At 58.6% G+C, this 17,288-nt stretch carries 19 protein-coding genes and 1 tRNA gene; 9 read left to right on the forward strand and 11 right to left on the reverse strand.

What is annotated here, in order from left to right:
• Positions 1 to 8: 8 nt before the first annotated feature.
• From CDUR_RS01030 to CDUR_RS01055, 6 genes are read right to left on the reverse strand one after another with little or no spacing between them, the layout of a single operon-like run.
• Positions 9 to 338, reverse strand: coding sequence for a Na+/H+ antiporter subunit G (locus CDUR_RS01030; RefSeq protein ID WP_179418661.1), 330 nt, complete (start codon positions 336 to 338; stop codon positions 9 to 11).
• The gene (locus tag CDUR_RS01035) at positions 338 to 598 is read right to left on the reverse strand and encodes a monovalent cation/H+ antiporter complex subunit F (RefSeq protein WP_179418662.1); all 261 of its coding nucleotides are present in this window, start codon (positions 596 to 598) and stop codon (positions 338 to 340) included. The genes CDUR_RS01030 and CDUR_RS01035 overlap by 1 nt, the downstream gene beginning before the upstream one ends.
• Positions 599 to 946: a monovalent cation/H+ antiporter subunit E gene (locus CDUR_RS01040; protein WP_006062708.1), complete on the reverse strand. Its 348-nt coding sequence runs from the start codon at positions 944 to 946 to the stop codon at positions 599 to 601. It lies immediately after the preceding gene.
• Positions 943 to 2,448 carry a monovalent cation/H+ antiporter subunit D family protein gene (locus CDUR_RS01045; RefSeq protein WP_179418663.1) on the reverse strand — a complete coding sequence of 502 codons (1,506 nt, stop codon included), beginning with the start codon at positions 2,446 to 2,448 and terminating at the stop codon, positions 943 to 945. Before CDUR_RS01045 ends, CDUR_RS01040 begins: the two co-directional genes overlap by 4 nt.
• The gene (locus tag CDUR_RS01050; protein WP_006062710.1) at positions 2,445 to 2,837 is read right to left on the reverse strand and encodes a cation:proton antiporter subunit C; all 393 of its coding nucleotides are present in this window, start codon (positions 2,835 to 2,837) and stop codon (positions 2,445 to 2,447) included. Before CDUR_RS01050 ends, CDUR_RS01045 begins: the two co-directional genes overlap by 4 nt.
• Positions 2,834 to 5,680: a DUF4040 family protein gene (locus tag CDUR_RS01055; RefSeq protein ID WP_179418664.1), complete on the reverse strand. Its 2,847-nt coding sequence runs from the start codon at positions 5,678 to 5,680 to the stop codon at positions 2,834 to 2,836. Before CDUR_RS01055 ends, CDUR_RS01050 begins: the two co-directional genes overlap by 4 nt.
• 158 nt (positions 5,681 to 5,838) lie before the next feature.
• Here CDUR_RS01055 and CDUR_RS01060 point away from each other — a divergent pair, with 158 nt between their 5' ends.
• On the forward strand, positions 5,839 to 7,257 hold the full coding sequence (locus CDUR_RS01060) for a YhgE/Pip domain-containing protein (protein WP_179418665.1): 1,419 nt from the start codon (positions 5,839 to 5,841) through the stop codon (positions 7,255 to 7,257).
• A gap of 1,056 nt (positions 7,258 to 8,313) precedes the next feature.
• Here CDUR_RS01060 and CDUR_RS01070 read toward each other — a convergent pair.
• Together CDUR_RS01070 and CDUR_RS01075 are read right to left on the reverse strand one after the other, a co-directional pair.
• Positions 8,314 to 8,390: transfer RNA gene (locus CDUR_RS01070), tRNA-Pro, on the reverse strand.
• Positions 8,391 to 8,448: 58 nt separating this feature from the next.
• Positions 8,449 to 9,354, reverse strand: a complete 906-nt coding sequence (locus CDUR_RS01075) for a metallophosphoesterase (RefSeq protein WP_179418666.1) — start codon at positions 9,352 to 9,354, stop codon at positions 8,449 to 8,451.
• Between the two features lie 48 nt (positions 9,355 to 9,402).
• Between CDUR_RS01075 and CDUR_RS01080 the strand changes: the two genes are divergently transcribed.
• Positions 9,403 to 9,870 (forward strand): GatB/YqeY domain-containing protein, encoded by a 468-nt coding sequence (locus CDUR_RS01080; protein WP_179418667.1) that lies wholly within the window; start codon positions 9,403 to 9,405, stop codon positions 9,868 to 9,870.
• On the opposite strand, the gene CDUR_RS01085 is transcribed toward CDUR_RS01080, so the two are convergent.
• A complete protein-coding gene (locus CDUR_RS01085) occupies positions 9,853 to 12,195 on the reverse strand; it encodes a transglycosylase domain-containing protein (protein WP_290208008.1) in 2,343 nt (780 codons plus the stop codon). The genes CDUR_RS01080 and CDUR_RS01085 overlap by 18 nt on opposite strands.
• A 135-nt stretch (positions 12,196 to 12,330) precedes the next feature.
• On the opposite strand from CDUR_RS01085, the gene CDUR_RS01090 reads away from it, so the two are divergent.
• From CDUR_RS01090 to CDUR_RS01105, 4 genes are all read left to right on the forward strand, one after another.
• Positions 12,331 to 12,675, forward strand: a complete 345-nt coding sequence (locus CDUR_RS01090) for a WhiB family transcriptional regulator (RefSeq protein WP_040359288.1) — start codon at positions 12,331 to 12,333, stop codon at positions 12,673 to 12,675.
• A 56-nt stretch (positions 12,676 to 12,731) separates the two neighbouring features.
• On the forward strand, positions 12,732 to 12,893 hold the full coding sequence (sp36, locus tag CDUR_RS01095) for a Sp36 family protein (protein WP_006062719.1): 162 nt from the start codon (positions 12,732 to 12,734) through the stop codon (positions 12,891 to 12,893).
• Entirely contained in the window at positions 12,893 to 13,348 is a 456-nt protein-coding gene (locus CDUR_RS01100; protein ID WP_006062720.1) for a RidA family protein, read from the forward strand. Before sp36 ends, CDUR_RS01100 begins: the two co-directional genes overlap by 1 nt.
• A 62-nt stretch (positions 13,349 to 13,410) precedes the next feature.
• Entirely contained in the window at positions 13,411 to 14,229 is an 819-nt protein-coding gene (locus CDUR_RS01105; RefSeq protein ID WP_040359289.1) for an MBL fold metallo-hydrolase, read from the forward strand.
• Here CDUR_RS01105 and glxR read toward each other — a convergent pair.
• Both glxR and CDUR_RS01115 read right to left on the reverse strand, forming a co-directional pair.
• Positions 14,226 to 14,909: a CRP-like cAMP-activated global transcriptional regulator GlxR gene (gene glxR / locus CDUR_RS01110; protein WP_179418669.1), complete on the reverse strand. Its 684-nt coding sequence runs from the start codon at positions 14,907 to 14,909 to the stop codon at positions 14,226 to 14,228. The genes CDUR_RS01105 and glxR overlap by 4 nt on opposite strands.
• Before the next feature lie 223 nt (positions 14,910 to 15,132).
• The gene (locus CDUR_RS01115; protein WP_006062723.1) at positions 15,133 to 15,264 is read right to left on the reverse strand and encodes a hypothetical protein; all 132 of its coding nucleotides are present in this window, start codon (positions 15,262 to 15,264) and stop codon (positions 15,133 to 15,135) included.
• Between the two features lie 45 nt (positions 15,265 to 15,309).
• Here CDUR_RS01115 and nth point away from each other — a divergent pair, with 45 nt between their 5' ends.
• Genes nth through CDUR_RS01130 form a run of 3 tightly spaced genes read left to right on the forward strand, consistent with a single transcriptional unit; the run spans position 15,310 to position 17,283 of the window.
• Positions 15,310 to 16,044, forward strand: a complete 735-nt coding sequence (gene nth / locus CDUR_RS01120) for an endonuclease III (RefSeq protein ID WP_179418670.1) — start codon at positions 15,310 to 15,312, stop codon at positions 16,042 to 16,044.
• On the forward strand, positions 16,034 to 16,588 hold the full coding sequence (locus CDUR_RS01125) for a TlpA family protein disulfide reductase (RefSeq protein WP_179418671.1): 555 nt from the start codon (positions 16,034 to 16,036) through the stop codon (positions 16,586 to 16,588). Before nth ends, CDUR_RS01125 begins: the two co-directional genes overlap by 11 nt.
• Before the next feature lie 56 nt (positions 16,589 to 16,644).
• Complete coding sequence (locus CDUR_RS01130) at positions 16,645 to 17,283, forward strand: NUDIX hydrolase (RefSeq protein ID WP_375379402.1); 639 nt, start codon at positions 16,645 to 16,647, stop codon at positions 17,281 to 17,283.
• The last annotated feature ends 5 nt before the right edge of the window (positions 17,284 to 17,288 follow it).

A 17,288-nucleotide genomic window follows, 5' to 3' on the forward strand; every position in this document is an offset into this window, starting at 1 on the left:
AACTCACACTAAGCGTCAGCAGCCTCCGCAGCCTCAGTGCGTTCCCGCGCGGTTTCCTGCAGTGAGCGCCCCATGTAGAACCCGGACACGGAGGCTACGATCAGCAGTCCCAGGATTGCTAGTACCGCACGGATGAGGCTGTTGGGGGTGATGCCGTCGGCGGCGTCGTACACTACTTTCGCGATGATGAGCAGGGGAGCGGCGACACCCGTGGTGGGGCCCATGAGGTTTGCGCGGGTTACGGCGTCGGGGGCGCGCCACAGGGCAATCACGGTTGCCACGATCAGGAGGGTGGCCACCACCACCAGCGCGGTTGCAATGACAGCGGCAATACTCATCAGCGGCGTCCTTTCGACAGGATGCGTGCCATAGACACTGTGCTGAGCAGGCCAAGCAGCGCACCTAGCACTGTGATTTCGTAGGCTATGGAGGAGTCATGCAACAGCGTCCACACCAGGTAGGTGGCGATCATGCAGTAGAAAATCATGTCTGCCAGTACCGCCCGGCTGGGCACATCCTTGGTTCGCACCATCAGCAGCAGTGTGGCCAGCAGGGATACCCCAATGACGGCGATGCACGCCCACAGAACCATAGTCATTTACGCAACCTCCTTGACGTGTGGCGCGAGGCGTTCCTCCATGTCCGCAAGCCCCGCGATAACCTCGTCCGGGTCCGCCCCGTACACAGCATGGACCAACAAAACCCGTGGGCAGCCAGACTCGTCCACGTCTTTAAAGCCCAACGATAACGTACCCGGGGTCATGGTGATGGAGGTGGAAAACGCCGCTAACTCCCAGTCGGAGCGCACCCGCAGGGGATACTCCACCACCGCAGGGTGCATTTGGGATCGCACCCTGATCACATCGAAGACAATGACAAACGCGCCCACGATCACTTGGCCGATCAGCCAGGTTGAGTACCGTACGCCGTGAATAATCCGGTTCATTTCACCACTCCAATTGCAGCGTTCACGTCACCTAGGATGGCGTGCTGATACCCGGACACATCAAGCAGGCCGGAGGCGGCGGTCATCGCGGCGTCGATAAGCGCGCCACCAGCGATAAACATGCCCACGGACACCACAATCAATGCCGCGCCGGGTGCGAGTTTGGTCAATGGCACGTACAGGCCGTCGGGGAGCTGGACGTTGCCGCCCCAGAACGCTTCCCTCCACAGGCGGATCATGGACAGTAGCGCACCAAAGCTCGCCACAATAATCACGGCAATGACCAGCCAGGCGTGCCAATCCCCGGCGCGTGCGATTTCCGTGACCACGAGCACCTTGCCCCACAGGCCAGAAAACGGGGGGAATCCCACGATGGAGAATGCACCCATGGCGAACACGGCGGCCACCAGGGGGTCGCGGCGGGCCAACCCGTCCAGTCGAGAAAGCAGGTCCGTGCCGTAGGTTTCCTCAATGGCACCTGCGGTGAGTACCAGCGACCCCACGGTGATCATGTGGTGCACCATGTACACAATGCCGGCGGCGACGGCGCGCGTGGGATCGTCGGCACTGAACGCCAGCATCACCACGATGTACGGCATGCCGGTGACCATCTGGTAGGCAATAATGCGTCGCATGGCGTGCTCCGCAAGCCCGGCGAAACTACCCACCAGCATGGAGACTACGCAGAAGATGATAATCGTCCACGCCCAGCGCTGATCCAGGTCAAACACCACCACATAGATGCGGTACAGGGCGTACACCGCCACTTTGGTGTGCAGCCCAGAGAACAAACCCATCACCGCAGCTGAGGTTCCCGGATAGGTGCGCGGCAGCCACGTATGCACGGGGAATAGGCCCGACTTCACCGACAGCGCCAGCACCACTAGGCCCATCGCCACCGTCAGCGGTCCGTTGCCTTTGGCTGCGCCCGCGAGTGCGGCCAGGTTCACCGTGCCGATCACGCCATACACTATGGACACGCCGATCAGCAGCACCGTTGACGTCAGCAGGTTCACCAGCACAAACATGCGGCCACCAGCCAGGCGGGACCACGACCCGGTCATGGTGATCAGGCCGTAGGACGGCAGCAGCATCACCTCAATGAACACAAACAGGTTAAACAAATCCGCCGTCAGCAGTGCGCCGTACACGCCGCCCAACAGCATCAGCGTCAGCGCCGGGTAGAAACGCGCCCGGGTTTCGCCCACCACCAGCGCAAACCAGTTGGAGGCGAACGCCACTATCGACGCCGCGACAATCATCACCGCACTCAGCGCATCCGCAGCGAAAGGAATGGCCACTCCGCCGGTAAACAACCCCACGCTGTGGGCGATGGTTCCGTGCTGCGCGGTGGTGGCAAACAACCATATCCCGGCAACAGTTCCGAGAGCTGGAATGGCGAGTGCCAGGGCGTCGCGAAGCACCCGCCACGGGGACACCACAGCCAACGCCGCGCCCGTCAAACCGCTGGCCATGAACAAAGGCAGCATCACACCGCTCATCGCTGCTCCTCCTTAGCTACCGCCGACTCTGACACCGAGGCGGTACGGCCGCGGGTCTCCAGTGGCGACTCTTCCTCCGGGTCCTCCACCGTGCGTGTATCGTCGGAACGACCCAGTGCCGCCAGCGTCAACATAAACGCCGTCGTCGCCATTGTGATCACAATGGCCGTCAGCACAAACGCCTGCGGCAACGGGTCAGCCGCGTCGGACAGGGGCGTGCGCTCCGCAAACGGTTCGCTACGCCACGCCCCAATGCCCGTGGCCAGGATCAGCAAGTTTGTGGCGTGGCTGACCAAACCCATGCCAAACACAATGCGCACCATGCCGCGCTGCAGGATCATGTACACCCCGCCCGCAACCAACACTGCGATAGTCACAGCAATAATCATGAGGAAACACCAGCCTCGGAAGTGTCAGAAGCATCAACCTGCGGCGTCTGGGGGAGAGGATGATTGCTGCCGCGGGTAAACGGGAGAAGATCACGGTCCGCGCCGGGGCGTTGTGGTCCACCCAGGGCGTTAATTGCCAGGGTGAGCATGCCCAGCACGGCGAGGAACACGCCCAGGTCAAAGATCATGGAGGTGGTCACGTGTTGGTGCAGGATATGCCCGTGAATGGGGTAGAGGAACGACCCATGCGTCAGCCCCAGCACGCCCGCGAATAGGGCCGTGAGCATGCCGAACCCAGTCAGGTAGAAGGGTGTGTTCTGCTTGACGATCGGCCCGTCCGACCCCTTGGACAAATACCGCGCCACCACGGCGGCACAGGCCACCAGCGCCGCAATGAAACCACCGCCAGGATCGTTGTGCCCACGCATGAAGATCACAAACGCCAGCACACTCAGCACCGGTACCAGCGCGCGGCACAGCATGCGCATGGGGATCGAATTCACCTCAGGCAGCGTGAACGGCGCGGGATGGGTGCCTTTCAGGAAGGGGTGCCGGGGAATCGACCCAACCACCGCTGCAATAACCACACCAGCCATACCCAGCACCGAAAGTTCGCCCATGGTATCCAGTGCACGGAACTCCACAAGAATTGTGTTCACCACGTTTGCGCCGCCTGAAATGCCCGGCGCTTCCCGCAGGTACCACATCGCAATCTCTGGGCGTTCGTGCCTGCCCAACAGCGCCCACACGCCCAGGAAGGTGGCTACACCAGCGGCGATGGCAATAATCCCGGCGCGCGCGCTACGCGGCCTGGACGTGCGGTGGAACAACTCGGGTTGTTGCCGCAGCACAAACATGATGATCACCACCACCAGCAGCTCCACCAGGAACTGCGTGAGCGCCACGTCCGGGGCACCCAGCATCAGGATCTGCAACGTCACACCCACGCCGGTGGTACCCAGCATCACAGCTGCGGTGAGGCGCGAGTGCGTGGTGATGAGCGTGATCACCGACACCACCACGATTGCCAGCGGCAGTAGGTCCATGGGACGGTCAATGCCGTCCACACGCGGTTGCATGGGCACGCCATCTACGCCGGGGAACATGGTGGTTCCGGCCGCGAGCAGCACAATCATGAGGATCGGATAGGTCAGGTGTGGGGTCGGGCTGTAGGAATCCGCCATGCGCGCCACAAAACGACCCCAGCGAGCCATGCCCAACAGCAACCCCTGCAACGCCTTGTTTCCGTTGAACGGGAGGAAGTGGCGGGCGTCGGCAAGCGCAAATACTGCCTGACGCTTCCACACCACAACGGCCCCAGCGGCGAGGACACCCAGGGAAATCAAAAGCGGCGTGCTCACCCCGTGCCACAACCCCAGGTGCACATGCGTATCGACGGCCGCCCCTACCGGAGCGTCCAACACACCCACCATGAAGGCCAGCGGCACCGACATCAACCCAGGCAGAGCGGCGGGAAGCCACAGCACTACGGGGGCTTCCTTGACCTGCGACATATCGCGGGGACCATCCACAAACGCACCAAACACCAGGCGAGTGGAATAGGTGATTGTCAGCAGCGCGCCCGTCGCTGCGGCGGCGAGGAGCAACCACACGGCGGCGGTTGGAAGGGGTGCCTCGGTGTATGCTTCCAGCATCCCTTCCTTAGAAATGAACCCCAGTAGCGGCGGGACAGCAGCCATGGACAATGCGCCCACCACCACGGAAATAAAGGTGAACGGCATCTGGCGGTAGAGCGAACCCAAGCGACGAACGTCACGCGACCCAGCCTGGTGATCGACCACGCCAATCAGCATGAACAAACTTGACTTAAACAGGGCGTGGGCAAATGTGTGCACTAGCGCTGCTGCCAGGGCAAACGGCGTTCCCACGCCAATGGTTGCCACGATCCAGCCCAAATGAGACACCGTGGAATACGCGGTCAGGCGCTTCAAATCTGTTTTCTGCACCGCAAACAATGCGGCCATGACGGCAGTAAACATACCCACCGTTATGAGCACAACATTCCAGGCGGCATTGTTATGAAATACCGGCGAAAAACGCAACAGCAGATAAATGCCTGCCTTCACCACGGCGGCGGCGTGCAGAAACGCACTCACCGGAGTGGCCGCAGCCATGGCTTCCGGGAGCCAGAAATGGAAAGGAAACTGCGCCGACTTGGTAAACGCGGACACTGCGATAAGCATGGCGATGGCGGTGGTCAAACCAGGCTTTTCCGTCCAGAAATTCGAGGCGATAATATCCGTCAGGTTGGTTGTTCCAGCCTGAGTGGCCATAATCGCCACCGCCGCCAGCAGGGTCAAACCGCCGGTAAAAGTGAGGATCAATGTGCGCATCGAACCCGCCTCGCCGCCCGATCCCGCGCGGGCGATGAGCAGGAACGAACCAATGGACACCAGCTCCCAGGCGATGAACAGCACCACAACATCGTCCGACAACACCAGTAGCAACACCGACAGCATAAATGCTGACATAATGAGATAGAAGCTGGTATTGCCGTCATTGTTATGCAAATATGCGGCGGAATAGATAAACACAGCCGCGCCAATAACAAGAGCTAACAGGGCAAAAAATACGCTGAGGGCATCTCCCCGCAACGCAAAATCAATATCCATCCCTGGGGCAATGGCATCCTTAAGCCACGTTATCTTGTAGGACAATGGTGAATGGGAAATAACGTCAGGGACATGGCGTCCCACCACCCACGCAGCGGCAATAAACAACGCCGCTAACGGCCACCCAGCTTTTCGGTCCAATACGCGAACAGCAAACGGGGAAACCCCCACAGCAACCGCCGATAGCACAAGCACAACAAGCAAGGTCACGGCACTACACACCTGAAAAATCGGGGACTATAGACAAAACCACGTTACCAGCGGCGGCAATCCCACGTGCCTGAATGCAGCGCTTCTTGTTGTTTGTTCAGCGTTTGCTTATGAGTCAGCATCTGCGCTCACGGCTTTTATACAGCTAGACTGCATACATGAGCCCCTTGCGTACCTTTCTTGTCAGTCTTGCCCTCGCGCTGCCGCTCATCGGTGGTGCTATCTATGTTGCTGCATCAGGTTCTGATGTCTCTCAAACCTGGAACAACAGCAGCGATACCACCAGTGGTGCTCCCGCAGCGGGTGGTACTGGCGGGATCCCGCCCGAAAGCCTCGTGGGGGCTCGGCGTGCAGCGGGTGAGGCGGGTACGCAATCAGGTTTTCTGGTCACCGGCACTGGGGAACTTGTGGCAGGTGTAGACAAACTCACTGGTAGCGCCAACGACATGACTGGTGCGACCAAAGAACTTGCAAACGGTACCCAACAGCTTGCTGACGGTATGACGCAGATCCAGGCAGGCACGGGGCAGCTTGGCTCCGCAGCCAGCCAAGTCGCCGATGGTGTGGACCAGGCTGTGGAACAGGTACAAGGCGTCATTGCCCTGCAGCCGCAGCTCCTCGCCGCCATTGACGACGCCGACCGCAAACTTGCCGCCAATCCCGCTCCCGATGCTGCCGATGCCCGCAAACAACTCGCTGGTTTCCGCTCTCAGGTGGCGGGCTTCAAACTCGGTGGCGGAACGGTTGACCAGCTCGCCCAACTGCGTAGCGGTTCCCGCGATATCGCCAACCAGCTCACCCAACCTGGTTCCCAATACCACGACGCCATCTACACAGCCACCGACGGTTCCAAGCAGCTGTCCTCCCGCATGCAGGAATACGCCACGGGTGTCGACGCCGCGTTAGCCTCCGTTGGTGAGCTCCACAACGGCGTCCAGCGCATTGACGGAATGGCTAAGGCAACCCAGGACAAAACCACTGCCATGCAGCGTGCCTTGCCCGCAGTGACACAGGTGCAACCTGCGGAAAATACTGATTCCGAGCCTGAGAAAACCTCCAGCTTGCCACCCATGTATGCCTTCCTCATTGCCGCGCTGGTCAGCGCAGCAGGGGTGGCCTACGTCTGGAGCACCGGTGGTGGTCGAAACTGGCTGAACCTGCTGGGAGTATCCGGTGGTCTGGCGCTTGTGGGTAGTGTGCTCTTCGCTCTCCTTGCGAATGGGCTTGGTGTGGGGAGTGCACTGCTGGGGGTTCTGACATTGTGTGCCACGGCGGGAGTTTCCGTGTTCGGCAGTTCCGCCCTACTGTCCCTGCTTGGTGAGCGTTGGGGGCGCATCGCACTCGCTGTCGGCAGCATCGCCCAAGTGGGCGTGGTGGGATGGGTGTGGAAAACCTCAGCCGCCGCAGAAACCGCATCGTGGGCGCAGGCCATTTCTGCCCTCATGCCCCTGCACTATCCAACCTCAGCGCTTACCACCATCGGCAACGCCGGATCGGGATCCGCGCTGGCAGTGGCGCTGATCGTAATGCTGCTCCTTGGTGTTGGTGGGGGAGTAGTGGTGCGGAGAAGTGTGTAGATAGCGTGCACATTGTCAGTTACCACTGTTTGCGAGGATCCTCCCGGGCGACTTGCCTAACCCTGCTATCTGCCATCGCCCACGTTGGATAGTTAGGGCCTATACTGCTCAATACAGTGAGCATGTCCCGCAAGCGATCATTCACATTGATGCGTAGCAGGTTTTCTTGATGTGATATTCGATTACGAAGCTGCCGCATCCTTTCCAAGCGTTTCCCTATATAACGGCGCCCGGAGGCATTGATGCGAGCATAAGGAAAAGCGTTGTGTAGCGCATCGTACCAAAGCGTATCTGTTTCACATGCGCGTTGCCAGGATAAACCCTCGCCTAGTAATGAAGACCAACTCCCGAAAGTTAGTTGAGCGACAATATCGTCATGTGAGACTGGCTGACCATAACGTGGATGGTTTTGGTGTCTTGATCGTGATTGAGCCTCTGACTCTGCACGTCGACGTGCATTTTTTAGGGGAGATTGGATAAGGCGATATAGGTCGTCGTTGGCGTGATGCCTTAAAGACCATGATGCAGGCAGCCCCAGTGTTTGATTCCAATCCGCTAGTGCTCGATCCATGGCGTTCCTGACCATCACTTCAAAATAAGAGAACTGTGTGTGCCAAGCCCCCGCTAAGTTGCAGTTCCAACGATATAGATCAACAGCGCGGTCAATATCCCCACTGGATTCGTGGAGGTAGGGTGCTAGTCTAGCTGAGCCTAAAAACGACTCAATATGTATTGCGTTTTCTCTTCCCACCTACTTCATGCTACAGTGGCCTCATCGAGCAACGATGAAGTTCGTTGCACTTACTTTTCGGTATCCCCCGTGGTCTGTGGCCTCGGGGGATACTTGTTGTTTTGGACCGGGCGACCTGCATGCATCACTGATGTGCTCCCCTGACACGAAGTCGGCCATACAACTGTGTCAGGCTGTAGGGGGCGGCACATAAGTGGGCCCATCGCTAAGCTCAAGAAGCAGTGATTGTTGTACCTGCGGGTGGACCTGCTCTACGTCGGTCCCACAAAACAAAACCCACGCCCTGCTTTGGCGTGGGTTTGATCTGGTCGGGATAACAGGATTTGAACCTGCGACCTCTTCGTCCCGAACGAAGCGCGCTACCAAGCTGCGCCATATCCCGGTTACTACCCGGAATACTTTAGTCGATGACGCAGGTTACAACAAAACTGCATGTCATCTTACTTCTCCACGATGCGCAGCAGCGTGGCGGAGGGGCGGCAAAACAGTCGCACAGGTGCGTATTTCGAGGTCCCCAACCCGTTGCTTACGTGCATGAGCATGGAGCCAAAGCGGTGCAGTCCGGATGCTCGTTCGCGGTCAATGCCGCAGTTGGTCACTATGGCTTTGCCGTTAGGTAGGCAGATCTGTCCACCGTGGGTGTGCCCGGAGAGGGCGAGCTGGTAGCCGTCGGCGTCGAAAAGCTCAAGGACGCGGGGCTCGGGCGCGTGGAGGAGGGCGAGGCTGAGGTCGGCGTCGCTGTTGGGGGCACCGGCGACGGCGGAGTAGTCGTCGAGGTTGTGGTGGGGGTCGTCGACACCTGCGGCGGCGATGCGTACTGGCCCTACTTTGAATTCGTGACGCGCTTGGTTGGCGTCGCGCCAGCCGCGTTCGATGAAGGCGGCCCTCATACCTTCCCAGGGGAGTGTGATGCGGCTGACCTTGCGTTTTTTGCCCAGCAGGTAGCCAAAAGGATTGACGGGGCGTGGCGCGTAGTAGTCGTTGGTGCCAAAGACGAACAACCCTGGGCGGTGGAGCAGTGGGTCGAGTGCTTGGAGGAGGTGGGGCACGGAGTTGACAGCCCCGAGGTTGTCGCCGGTGTTGATCACAAGGTCGGGCGCCAGCTGGTCCAGCGCGGCCACCCATTCTTTTTTGTGCGGCTGATTGGGCAGCATGTGCAGGTCGGAAATGTGCAGGATGCGGAATTCTTTCTCGCCGCGCAGCGTTCCTGGTTCGAGGAGGGGCAGGGTGTACTCGTGAAGGGTGAACTGGTTGAGTTCGCGGTTTCCCCAGGCGGCGAGCGCGAGCCCGGCTACACCGCCGATAAGGGGGAGGGATGCGAGGATTTTAACTGCTTTGTGAACCACGAACCTAGACTACCTGTCCGTCCGCGCCCCGCGAGTATCGTTGCTGTTATGAGCGAACTACAGAATAAAATTCTTGCTGATTTGAAAGACTCCATGAAGGCCCGCAACAAGGAACGCACAGCAACGCTGCGCATGTTGAAGGCCGCCGTCATCTACGAGTCGGTGGAGGGGGCCAAGCACGAACTCACCGACACAGATGTTCTGGCGGTTATCCGCCGCGAGGTGAAGAAGCGTCGGGAGTCGGCCGCAATTTACGCTGAGGCGGGCCGCCAGGAGCTTGCCGACGCCGAGATCGCCGAGGCCACGATCCTTGAGGAATACCTCCCGCAGCAACTTGACGACGTCGCGGTGGCCGCGGTCGTCAATAAGCATGCCGCAGCATTGGAAGCGGAGTTGGGAGAGCCGCTGACGATGAAGCACATGAAACGCATGATGTCCGCCGTGACCGAAGAAGTTGCAGGTCAGGCGGACAGTAAGCGGCTGTCGGAGGCAGTGCGCCTACGGATTCAGCAGTGACTCCAACAGCGAGGTGATTTCATCCAGGGTGACGGGATCTTGGGTGATGTCGCCACCGCCAGGAAACCCGGTGCCGTCGGAGATTCGGAGGGTGACGGTGCCACGGCCGAGCATGGCCGTGCCGTTATCCGCACTGACCACGTGGCCAGCAGGAGTGCCGTTCCCTGGAACATTCACGGTATTGACGGTGAATCCTGCCTGTTGAAGCCTCGCTCGGGCTTCAGCTTCCGTCAACCCTGAGACGTCCGGGACGGAGCTGTTGGACGCGCCGCGAAAGGAACTTCCGTCCGCAGGTGGCAGCGTTCCTTGTAACGCTGCCGGGACTTGGTTCGCTGCGGCAAACCAGGTGCGGGCGGCCTCCATACCACCGAAGAGGTTGCCCCACGAGCACTGGCGCAGAGGCGCGGTGCACAGCGGGGAGACGTTGCCGCCGTCGTTAAACACGTAGGAGGAGGCAGCGAAACCGCTGTTGAATGCCAGGAACGCCGAGGATTGGTGGGACTCCGAGGTTCCGGTCTTAGCGGCCACCGGAGTGCTCCACCCGTAGGAGTTTGCGGCGGCGGCGCCGGTACCGCTCTTGGTGTCGTGGCTCAGTGCAATGCCCAGTCCACGCGCAATATCCGGCTCTAGAACCTGTTCGCAATCGGGGGTGTCAATGTCCACCTTCTCGCCGTGGCGATCCTTGATCTCAAGGATGGGGTTCGGCTCACACCACATGCCATCAGAAGCGATGGTGGCGGCCACGTTAGTCAGCTCCAAGGGGTTCACCGCTGTGGGGCCGAGGGTGTAGGAGCCCAGGTTGTTGTCTTTGATAAAGTCCGCGACTGACTGTTCGCCGTCATAGCTGCCCGGCTGTGTATAACTACGCAGGCCCAGGCGCACAGACATATCCACGGTTTCGGACACACCTACGTTCTCAATGAGCTGCACGAATGTGGTGTTAGGGGACTGCGCAAGCGCTTCCTGGAGCGTCATGCTGCCCTTGTAGTTGCCGGAGTTTTCCACACAATAGGTCGCGGGCGGGCAACCAGCGGCACCGCCGGACCCCATGCCGCGTGCCTCATAGCGTTTGGGCACGCTCAACACCTGGTTGATGCCCATGCCTTTTTGCATCGCCACGGCAGCGGTGAACACCTTGAACACAGAGCCGGCACCATTGCCCACCATGGAGGTTGTTTGTGGCAGCACGGTTTCCATGTTGTCAGCGTCCAGGCCATAGTTGCGCGAGCTGGTCATGGCTAGCACATGGCGGGAATCTTTACCCGGTTCAATCACGTTGAATGCCTCGGCCACGCCGTCTGCTTGTGGATCGGCCTGGCTGACCACAGCATTGTGGGCGGCTTCCTGCACATTCGGATCCAGGGTGGTTTTGATGGTGTATCCGCCCTTGTTCAGCTCGTCAGAGCTGATGCCTTTTTCTTCCAGGTAGCGCACAACATAGTCGCAGAAGAATCCCTTGTTTCCTGCGGAAATGCAGCCTGAGGGAAGTTTATCTGGTTCCTCCAGCACACCGAGTGGTTCCTGCTTGTACTTAGCGCTGTCCTCCGCCGTAATGGCTCCAGAGCTCACCATGGTGTCCAGCACGGTGTTGCGGCGGTCAATAACGGCCTGCTTGTTGGTGTAGGGGTTCAGATATGACGATGATTGCACGATACCCGCGAGCATGGCAGATTGAGGCACATTGAGGTCCTTGGCGGAGATGCCAAAGTAGGTTTTTGCAGCGGACTCAATGCCAAACGCGCCGCTGCCGAACGGCACAATGTTGAGATAACGCGTCAGAATTTCGTCCTTACTCAGTCGCTCCTCCAGGTCCGATGCCATGCGCATTTCACGTATTTTGCGCGCATAGCTCGTCTCGGTGGCGGCGATCTGCTCGGACTCGTCTTTGGCATCAACCAGAAGCAGGTAGTTCTTCACATACTGCTGGTCGATGGTGGATGCACCCTGTTCCACGGCGCCGGAGAACATGTTGGCGGCCATGGCTCGGATGGTTCCTTGCCAGTCCACGCCTTTGTGCTCATAGAAGCGGCGATCTTCGATGCTGACAATGGCTTGTTTCATCACTGGTGATATCTGGTCACCCTCGACGTTGATACGTCGCTGGTTATATAACCACGCAATGGGGGAGCCTGCATCGTCTGTGACTGTGGTCACTGTAGGGGCATCGCCGTTGGTGAGGTCGGTCAGGTTTGCTGTCATGGTTTCCTGGGTTTTGGCCAGTGCCATTCCAGAAAGACCAGCTAACGGGGCTAGGCTGAGCGCACTAGCTACGCCGGCGGCAAGCACGGCGGCGCAGACGTTTGTCAGAGATTTCATCAAGGACACCCCTTCACCCTACGCACATTCTGCCGTGGAGGAAACCAAAATAACCCCGGCCTGTGTGACACATTCGACATAGGACCACCCAAGTGAATAGACTTACAAATGTATCTGAAAGGCACCCACCAGGAGACTGAGAGAATGACAACCTCACTCATCACCGATTCCCAGCGCAACTCATATGCCTGCGGAACAGCGCAAACGGCGTCGTTGGAGCGTGGTGAATGGGTTACTCAAGCCAAGTGTCGTAACGGGGATCCTGACGCCCTGTTTGTCCGTGGGGCAGAGCAACGCCGGGCTGCTGCAATTTGTCGACATTGCCCCGTGCTTCTCCAATGTCGCGCGGATGCGCTGGACAACCGTGTAGAATTTGGAGTTTGGGGTGGGCTCACTGAGCGACAGCGCCGGGCGCTGTTGCGGAAAAATCCTGACATTACAGATTGGGCGGCCTACCTTGCCGCTGGTGGGGAACTGATCGGTATTTAATAAGCGTGCAATGAACACAACGCCTGCCCACGGATAGGGTAGGTACAGTGGACTTCATGAGTCATACACAATGGGAATACGCTACCGTACCGCTACTAACTCACGCCACGAAGCAAATCCTGGACACCTGGGGTGAGGATGGCTGGGAACTGGTCACGGTGATGCCGGGGCCAACTCCAGAGAACCTGGTCGCCTTTCTCAAGCGGGAGAAAAACTAATGCACAGTACTAGGCTCGCTGAGCTGGGGATTACGCTTCCCGACGTCGCTGCTCCCGTAGCCGCCTATGTTCCCGCCCTGCAGGTGGGTAATCAGGTGTGGACGTCCGGCCAGCTGCCCTTCGTTGACGGCGTTCTCCCCGCCACTGGCAAGGTTGGCGCGGAGATTTCTCCAGAAGATGCCGCTACCTATGCGCGCCAAGCGGTGTTGAACGCGCTTGCCGCTGTGGATGCTTTGGTGGGGATCGACGCGGTGACGCGGGTACTCAAGATCGTGGGATTCGTGGCCTCAGCCGAGGGGTTTACCGGCCAGCCAGCTGTGGTCAACGGTGCTTCGCATCTTGTCGGCGAAATTTTTGGCGATGCGGGAGCACATGTGCGATCCGCAGTGGGAGTGGCCGAATTACCGTTGAGTTCACCTGTTGAGGTGGAACTTGTTGTGGAGATTGCCCACTAACCTGGGCACAAATTGCTCATTAAGCGCACACGAGAACGGGATTGGGCATTAAGCTAGTGTGCATGAAGCACCCTGCTTACAATCAGCTGCGGCCAGTAACACAGTCCGCAGCAGTAGTATTATGCGCCAATCCCAGTTATAGCTCTTTAGATGGTACAAATACGTGGGTCATTCGGGCGCCGGAGGATTCACGCAGTATTGTGATTGACCCGGGTCCTGACGATGAAGGGCACCTCAACATTGTGCACAACAAAGCCGAAGAGGTTGCTTTGGTGCTGATTACACACCGGCATCAAGATCATGCTGATTCGATTGATCGTTTCCGCCAACTCACAGGGGCGCCGGTGCGGGGTTTTGATCCTACCTACTGTCGGGGTGCGGAACCACTAGTGGACGGGGAGATTATTACGCTTGAGGGGGTCACGCCTCAGATTGAAGTGGTGCACACTCCAGGGCATACCTCTGATTCGGCGTGCTTTTTCGTGTGGAGTGGGGTGCCTCATGATTCCACGCTAGAGGGCATTATCACTGGCGATACGATTGCTGGCAGACACACCACCATGATTTCCGAAACAGATGGTGACCTAGGCGCGTATCTTGACACCCTCCACATGCTGGAAGATCGTGGCAAAGGCGTGATGCTGCTGCCCGCGCATGGCCCAGAACATGAGGATTTGTCGCTCCTGGCCCGTAAGTATCTTGACCGCCGCGAGCAGCGTCTGGCACAAGTGCAGGCAGCGCGAGAGAAACTCGGTCACGACGCCACACTCAAGCAGATTGTGGATGAAGTCTACACTGATGTGGACCCCGTGCTGCGTGGGGCAGCAGAGCAGTCCACAAGGGTGACAGTCCGCTACCTTGACAAGGTAGCGGGGGTTTAGCGGGCTCGCTTGGCAAGGTGTTCCGTGTCGCAGATCAACACTGATTTTCCTTCCAGGCGAATCCACCCACGATGGGCGAACGTTGCCAGTGCCTTGTTGACCGTTTCACGGGAGGCACCCACCAGCTGCGCTATTTCCTCTTGCGTGAGGTCATGATTCACGCGTAGTGCGCCTGCTTCTTGTGTGCCAAAGCGATTGGCCAGTTGCAGCAGTGTTTTTGCCACGCGGCCGGGCACATCAGTGAAGATCAGGTCAGCGAGCGAGGCGTTGGTGCGGCGCAGTCGGCGTGCCAACACACGCAGAAGTTGCTCCGAAATTTCCGGGTGTTCTGAGATCCAGGTGCGCAGCACGTCCGAGTTCATGGTGGCGGCGTGCACTTCAGTCACGCACACGGCGGAGGAGGTGCGGGGGCCTGGGTCAAAGATGGATAATTCGCCGAACATGTCGGAGGGACCCATCACTGTGAGGAGATTTTCACGGCCGTCGGGGGCGTGGCGGGCGAGTTTCACCTTGCCGGAGGTGATGATGTACAGGCGGTCACCAGGCTCCCCTTCTTCAAAGATTGTTGCGCCGCGCGGGAACCGTACGGTTTCCAATTCTTGGATCAGGTTGCCCACGGCCACGGGATCGACGCCTTGAAAAATGCCAGCCCGCGATAGGATTTCCTGAATTGCTTCCACTCGATACTCCTTAGTCAGCATGTGAAACATGTCTCATATCTCGGCCTAGACCATGGGTGGCGTCCGGCGGAATTACGCGAGGCAATGGTTTGATGGCCGAAAATATTTTAGAAATTGTGCTCTCTAAGACACTCTACTATGTTCTTTGTCACTTTGCAGGAGTTAAAGTGACCTGTTCGATGCCTGGATCGAGAACACGCATAGGAGCAGTGGGGAAATGTGTTTATTTTTCCGCTTTTTTCGGTTCGTTGGTGGCGGGAAGTGAGCTGCGAGTGCTGAAGGCTTCGAAACGTTCCATCTGCATAGCAAAAACCGCCAAAATAACAGGTGTGAGAAGGCATAGTGCTGCAGTCATGCACACAATAATACCGTGTTGAGGCTGCTCGCTACAGTAAAAGGTATGGAGACATCTCTGACGCTCAAACGCAGGGCGCGGCGCATCAACCGCATCCTGGCGGAGGCGTATCCCAACGCACAAGCTGAGCTGAATTTTACTAACGCCCTTGAATTGATTGTGGCAACAGTACTGAGCGCGCAATGTACTGATGTGCGGGTGAATCAGGTTACCCCGGCCTTATTTGAGCGATATCCCACCGCCGCTGACTATGCTCACGCTGACCCAGAGGAACTGGAAACGTACATCCGCTCAACTGGCTTCTTTCGGGCGAAGGCAAAAAATCTCATTGGTCTGGGGGCGATGCTCGACGAGGATTTTGATGGGGAAGTACCCCCACGGTTGGAGGATCTGGTGAAGCTTCCGGGGGTGGGCAGGAAAACGGCAAACGTGGTGCTGGGTAACGCCTTTGGTATCCCTGGTCTGACGGTGGACACGCACTTTGGCAGGATCGTGAGGCGACTGGGTTTGACGCACGACAAAGACCCAGTAAAAGTGGAGCACGCCCTTGAACAGCTCATAGAGAAGCGGGAATGGACGCTTTTCTCTCATCGTGTTATCTTTCATGGTCGCCGCGTGTGCCATAGCAGAAAGGCTGCATGCGGCGTGTGTTTTCTGGCCAAACAATGCCCCTCATATGGAAAAGTCGGACCAACAGAAATACCGTTAGCTCAAGCTCTGGTAAAAAGTCCAGACAGAGAACATTTGTTTCACATGGCTGGAGTAAACGATGAAAACTAACCTCACGTGGTTTTTCGTGGGCGTGGTGGTGATCGCTGCGATGCTGGTGGCTGTGGTGCCGATGATGCTGCGATCGGTCAACGGCGGGCAGGAGGCGTCGACAAGTGTGGAGCAAGCCATTCAGGCGCGCCCGAACTGCCCAACCCGGCAGGTGGGCGGGGTGGATTTGCCGTGTCTTGGCGGAGAGTTTGGGGATGCCGAACCCCGCGCGACCGTCGTGAATGTGTGGGCGTGGTGGTGCGAGCCGTGCCGCACGGAACTGCCGCTTTTTGACACCCTCGCCGCCACTCATCCAGACCTCAACGTGGTGGGTGTACACGCCGATACCAATGCAGCCAACGGTGCCGCCATGCTTAATGACCTGGATATTTCTTTGCCAAGCTACCAGGATGATCGTAACATCTTCGCTGCTAAATACAGCCTTCCCAGCGTAGTGCCCATTACAGTTGTCATTGATAAAGACGGTCAGGTCCGAGCCACCTACACTGAAGCATTCGGCAGCATTGAGGAAGTGGAAGACGCTGTGAACAAGGCACTCTCATGAATCACGACTCACCCGGAGTAAACACCAGCCTGAACCCCGAGGCGGCACCTGTCTGGATGCATCGACTCGTGGATACCGTCCGCACCACGGAACAGCGCCCGCCCACTACCGCAGCCAAACAAGCCGCTGTACTCATGTTGTTTTCCGGCACCGAAACCAGTGCCACTCTGCCTAACGACGCCGCGGTGCTGCTCACCCACCGCTCACCCTCCATGCGTTCGCATTCTGGGCAGATCGCCTTTCCCGGCGGTCGCCTTGACCCCACTGATGCCAACATTGTGGACTGTGCCCTCAGGGAAGCCTGGGAGGAAACCGGACTAGATCGCACTACCGTCACCCCCCTCGCGCAGCTCAGTGAAGTGCATATCCTTGCCAGTGGCTACCCCGTTCACCCTGTTCTCGGACACTGGCATACCCCCATGAATGTGGGGGTGGTCAGCCCCGAGGAAGCCGATGCTGTATTTGACGTGCCGGTTTATCAGCTCATCGACCCCGCTAACCGAATCACAGTAGGGTGGAATACGTGGAGCGGACCGGCGTTCCGCATCAATGACTACATCATCTGGGGATTCACCGGTGGTCTCCTGAGTGCCGCCCTACACCAAGCCGGCTGGGAGGAAGAATGGGACCGAGACACGGTGCACGATCTCCAAACAACTCTGGCACAATCGCGCAATAATGAACGGCTGAGGTAACTCAC

It is taken from the genome of Corynebacterium durum, assembly GCF_030408675.1.
Classification (GTDB): domain Bacteria; phylum Actinomycetota; class Actinomycetes; order Mycobacteriales; family Mycobacteriaceae; genus Corynebacterium; species Corynebacterium durum.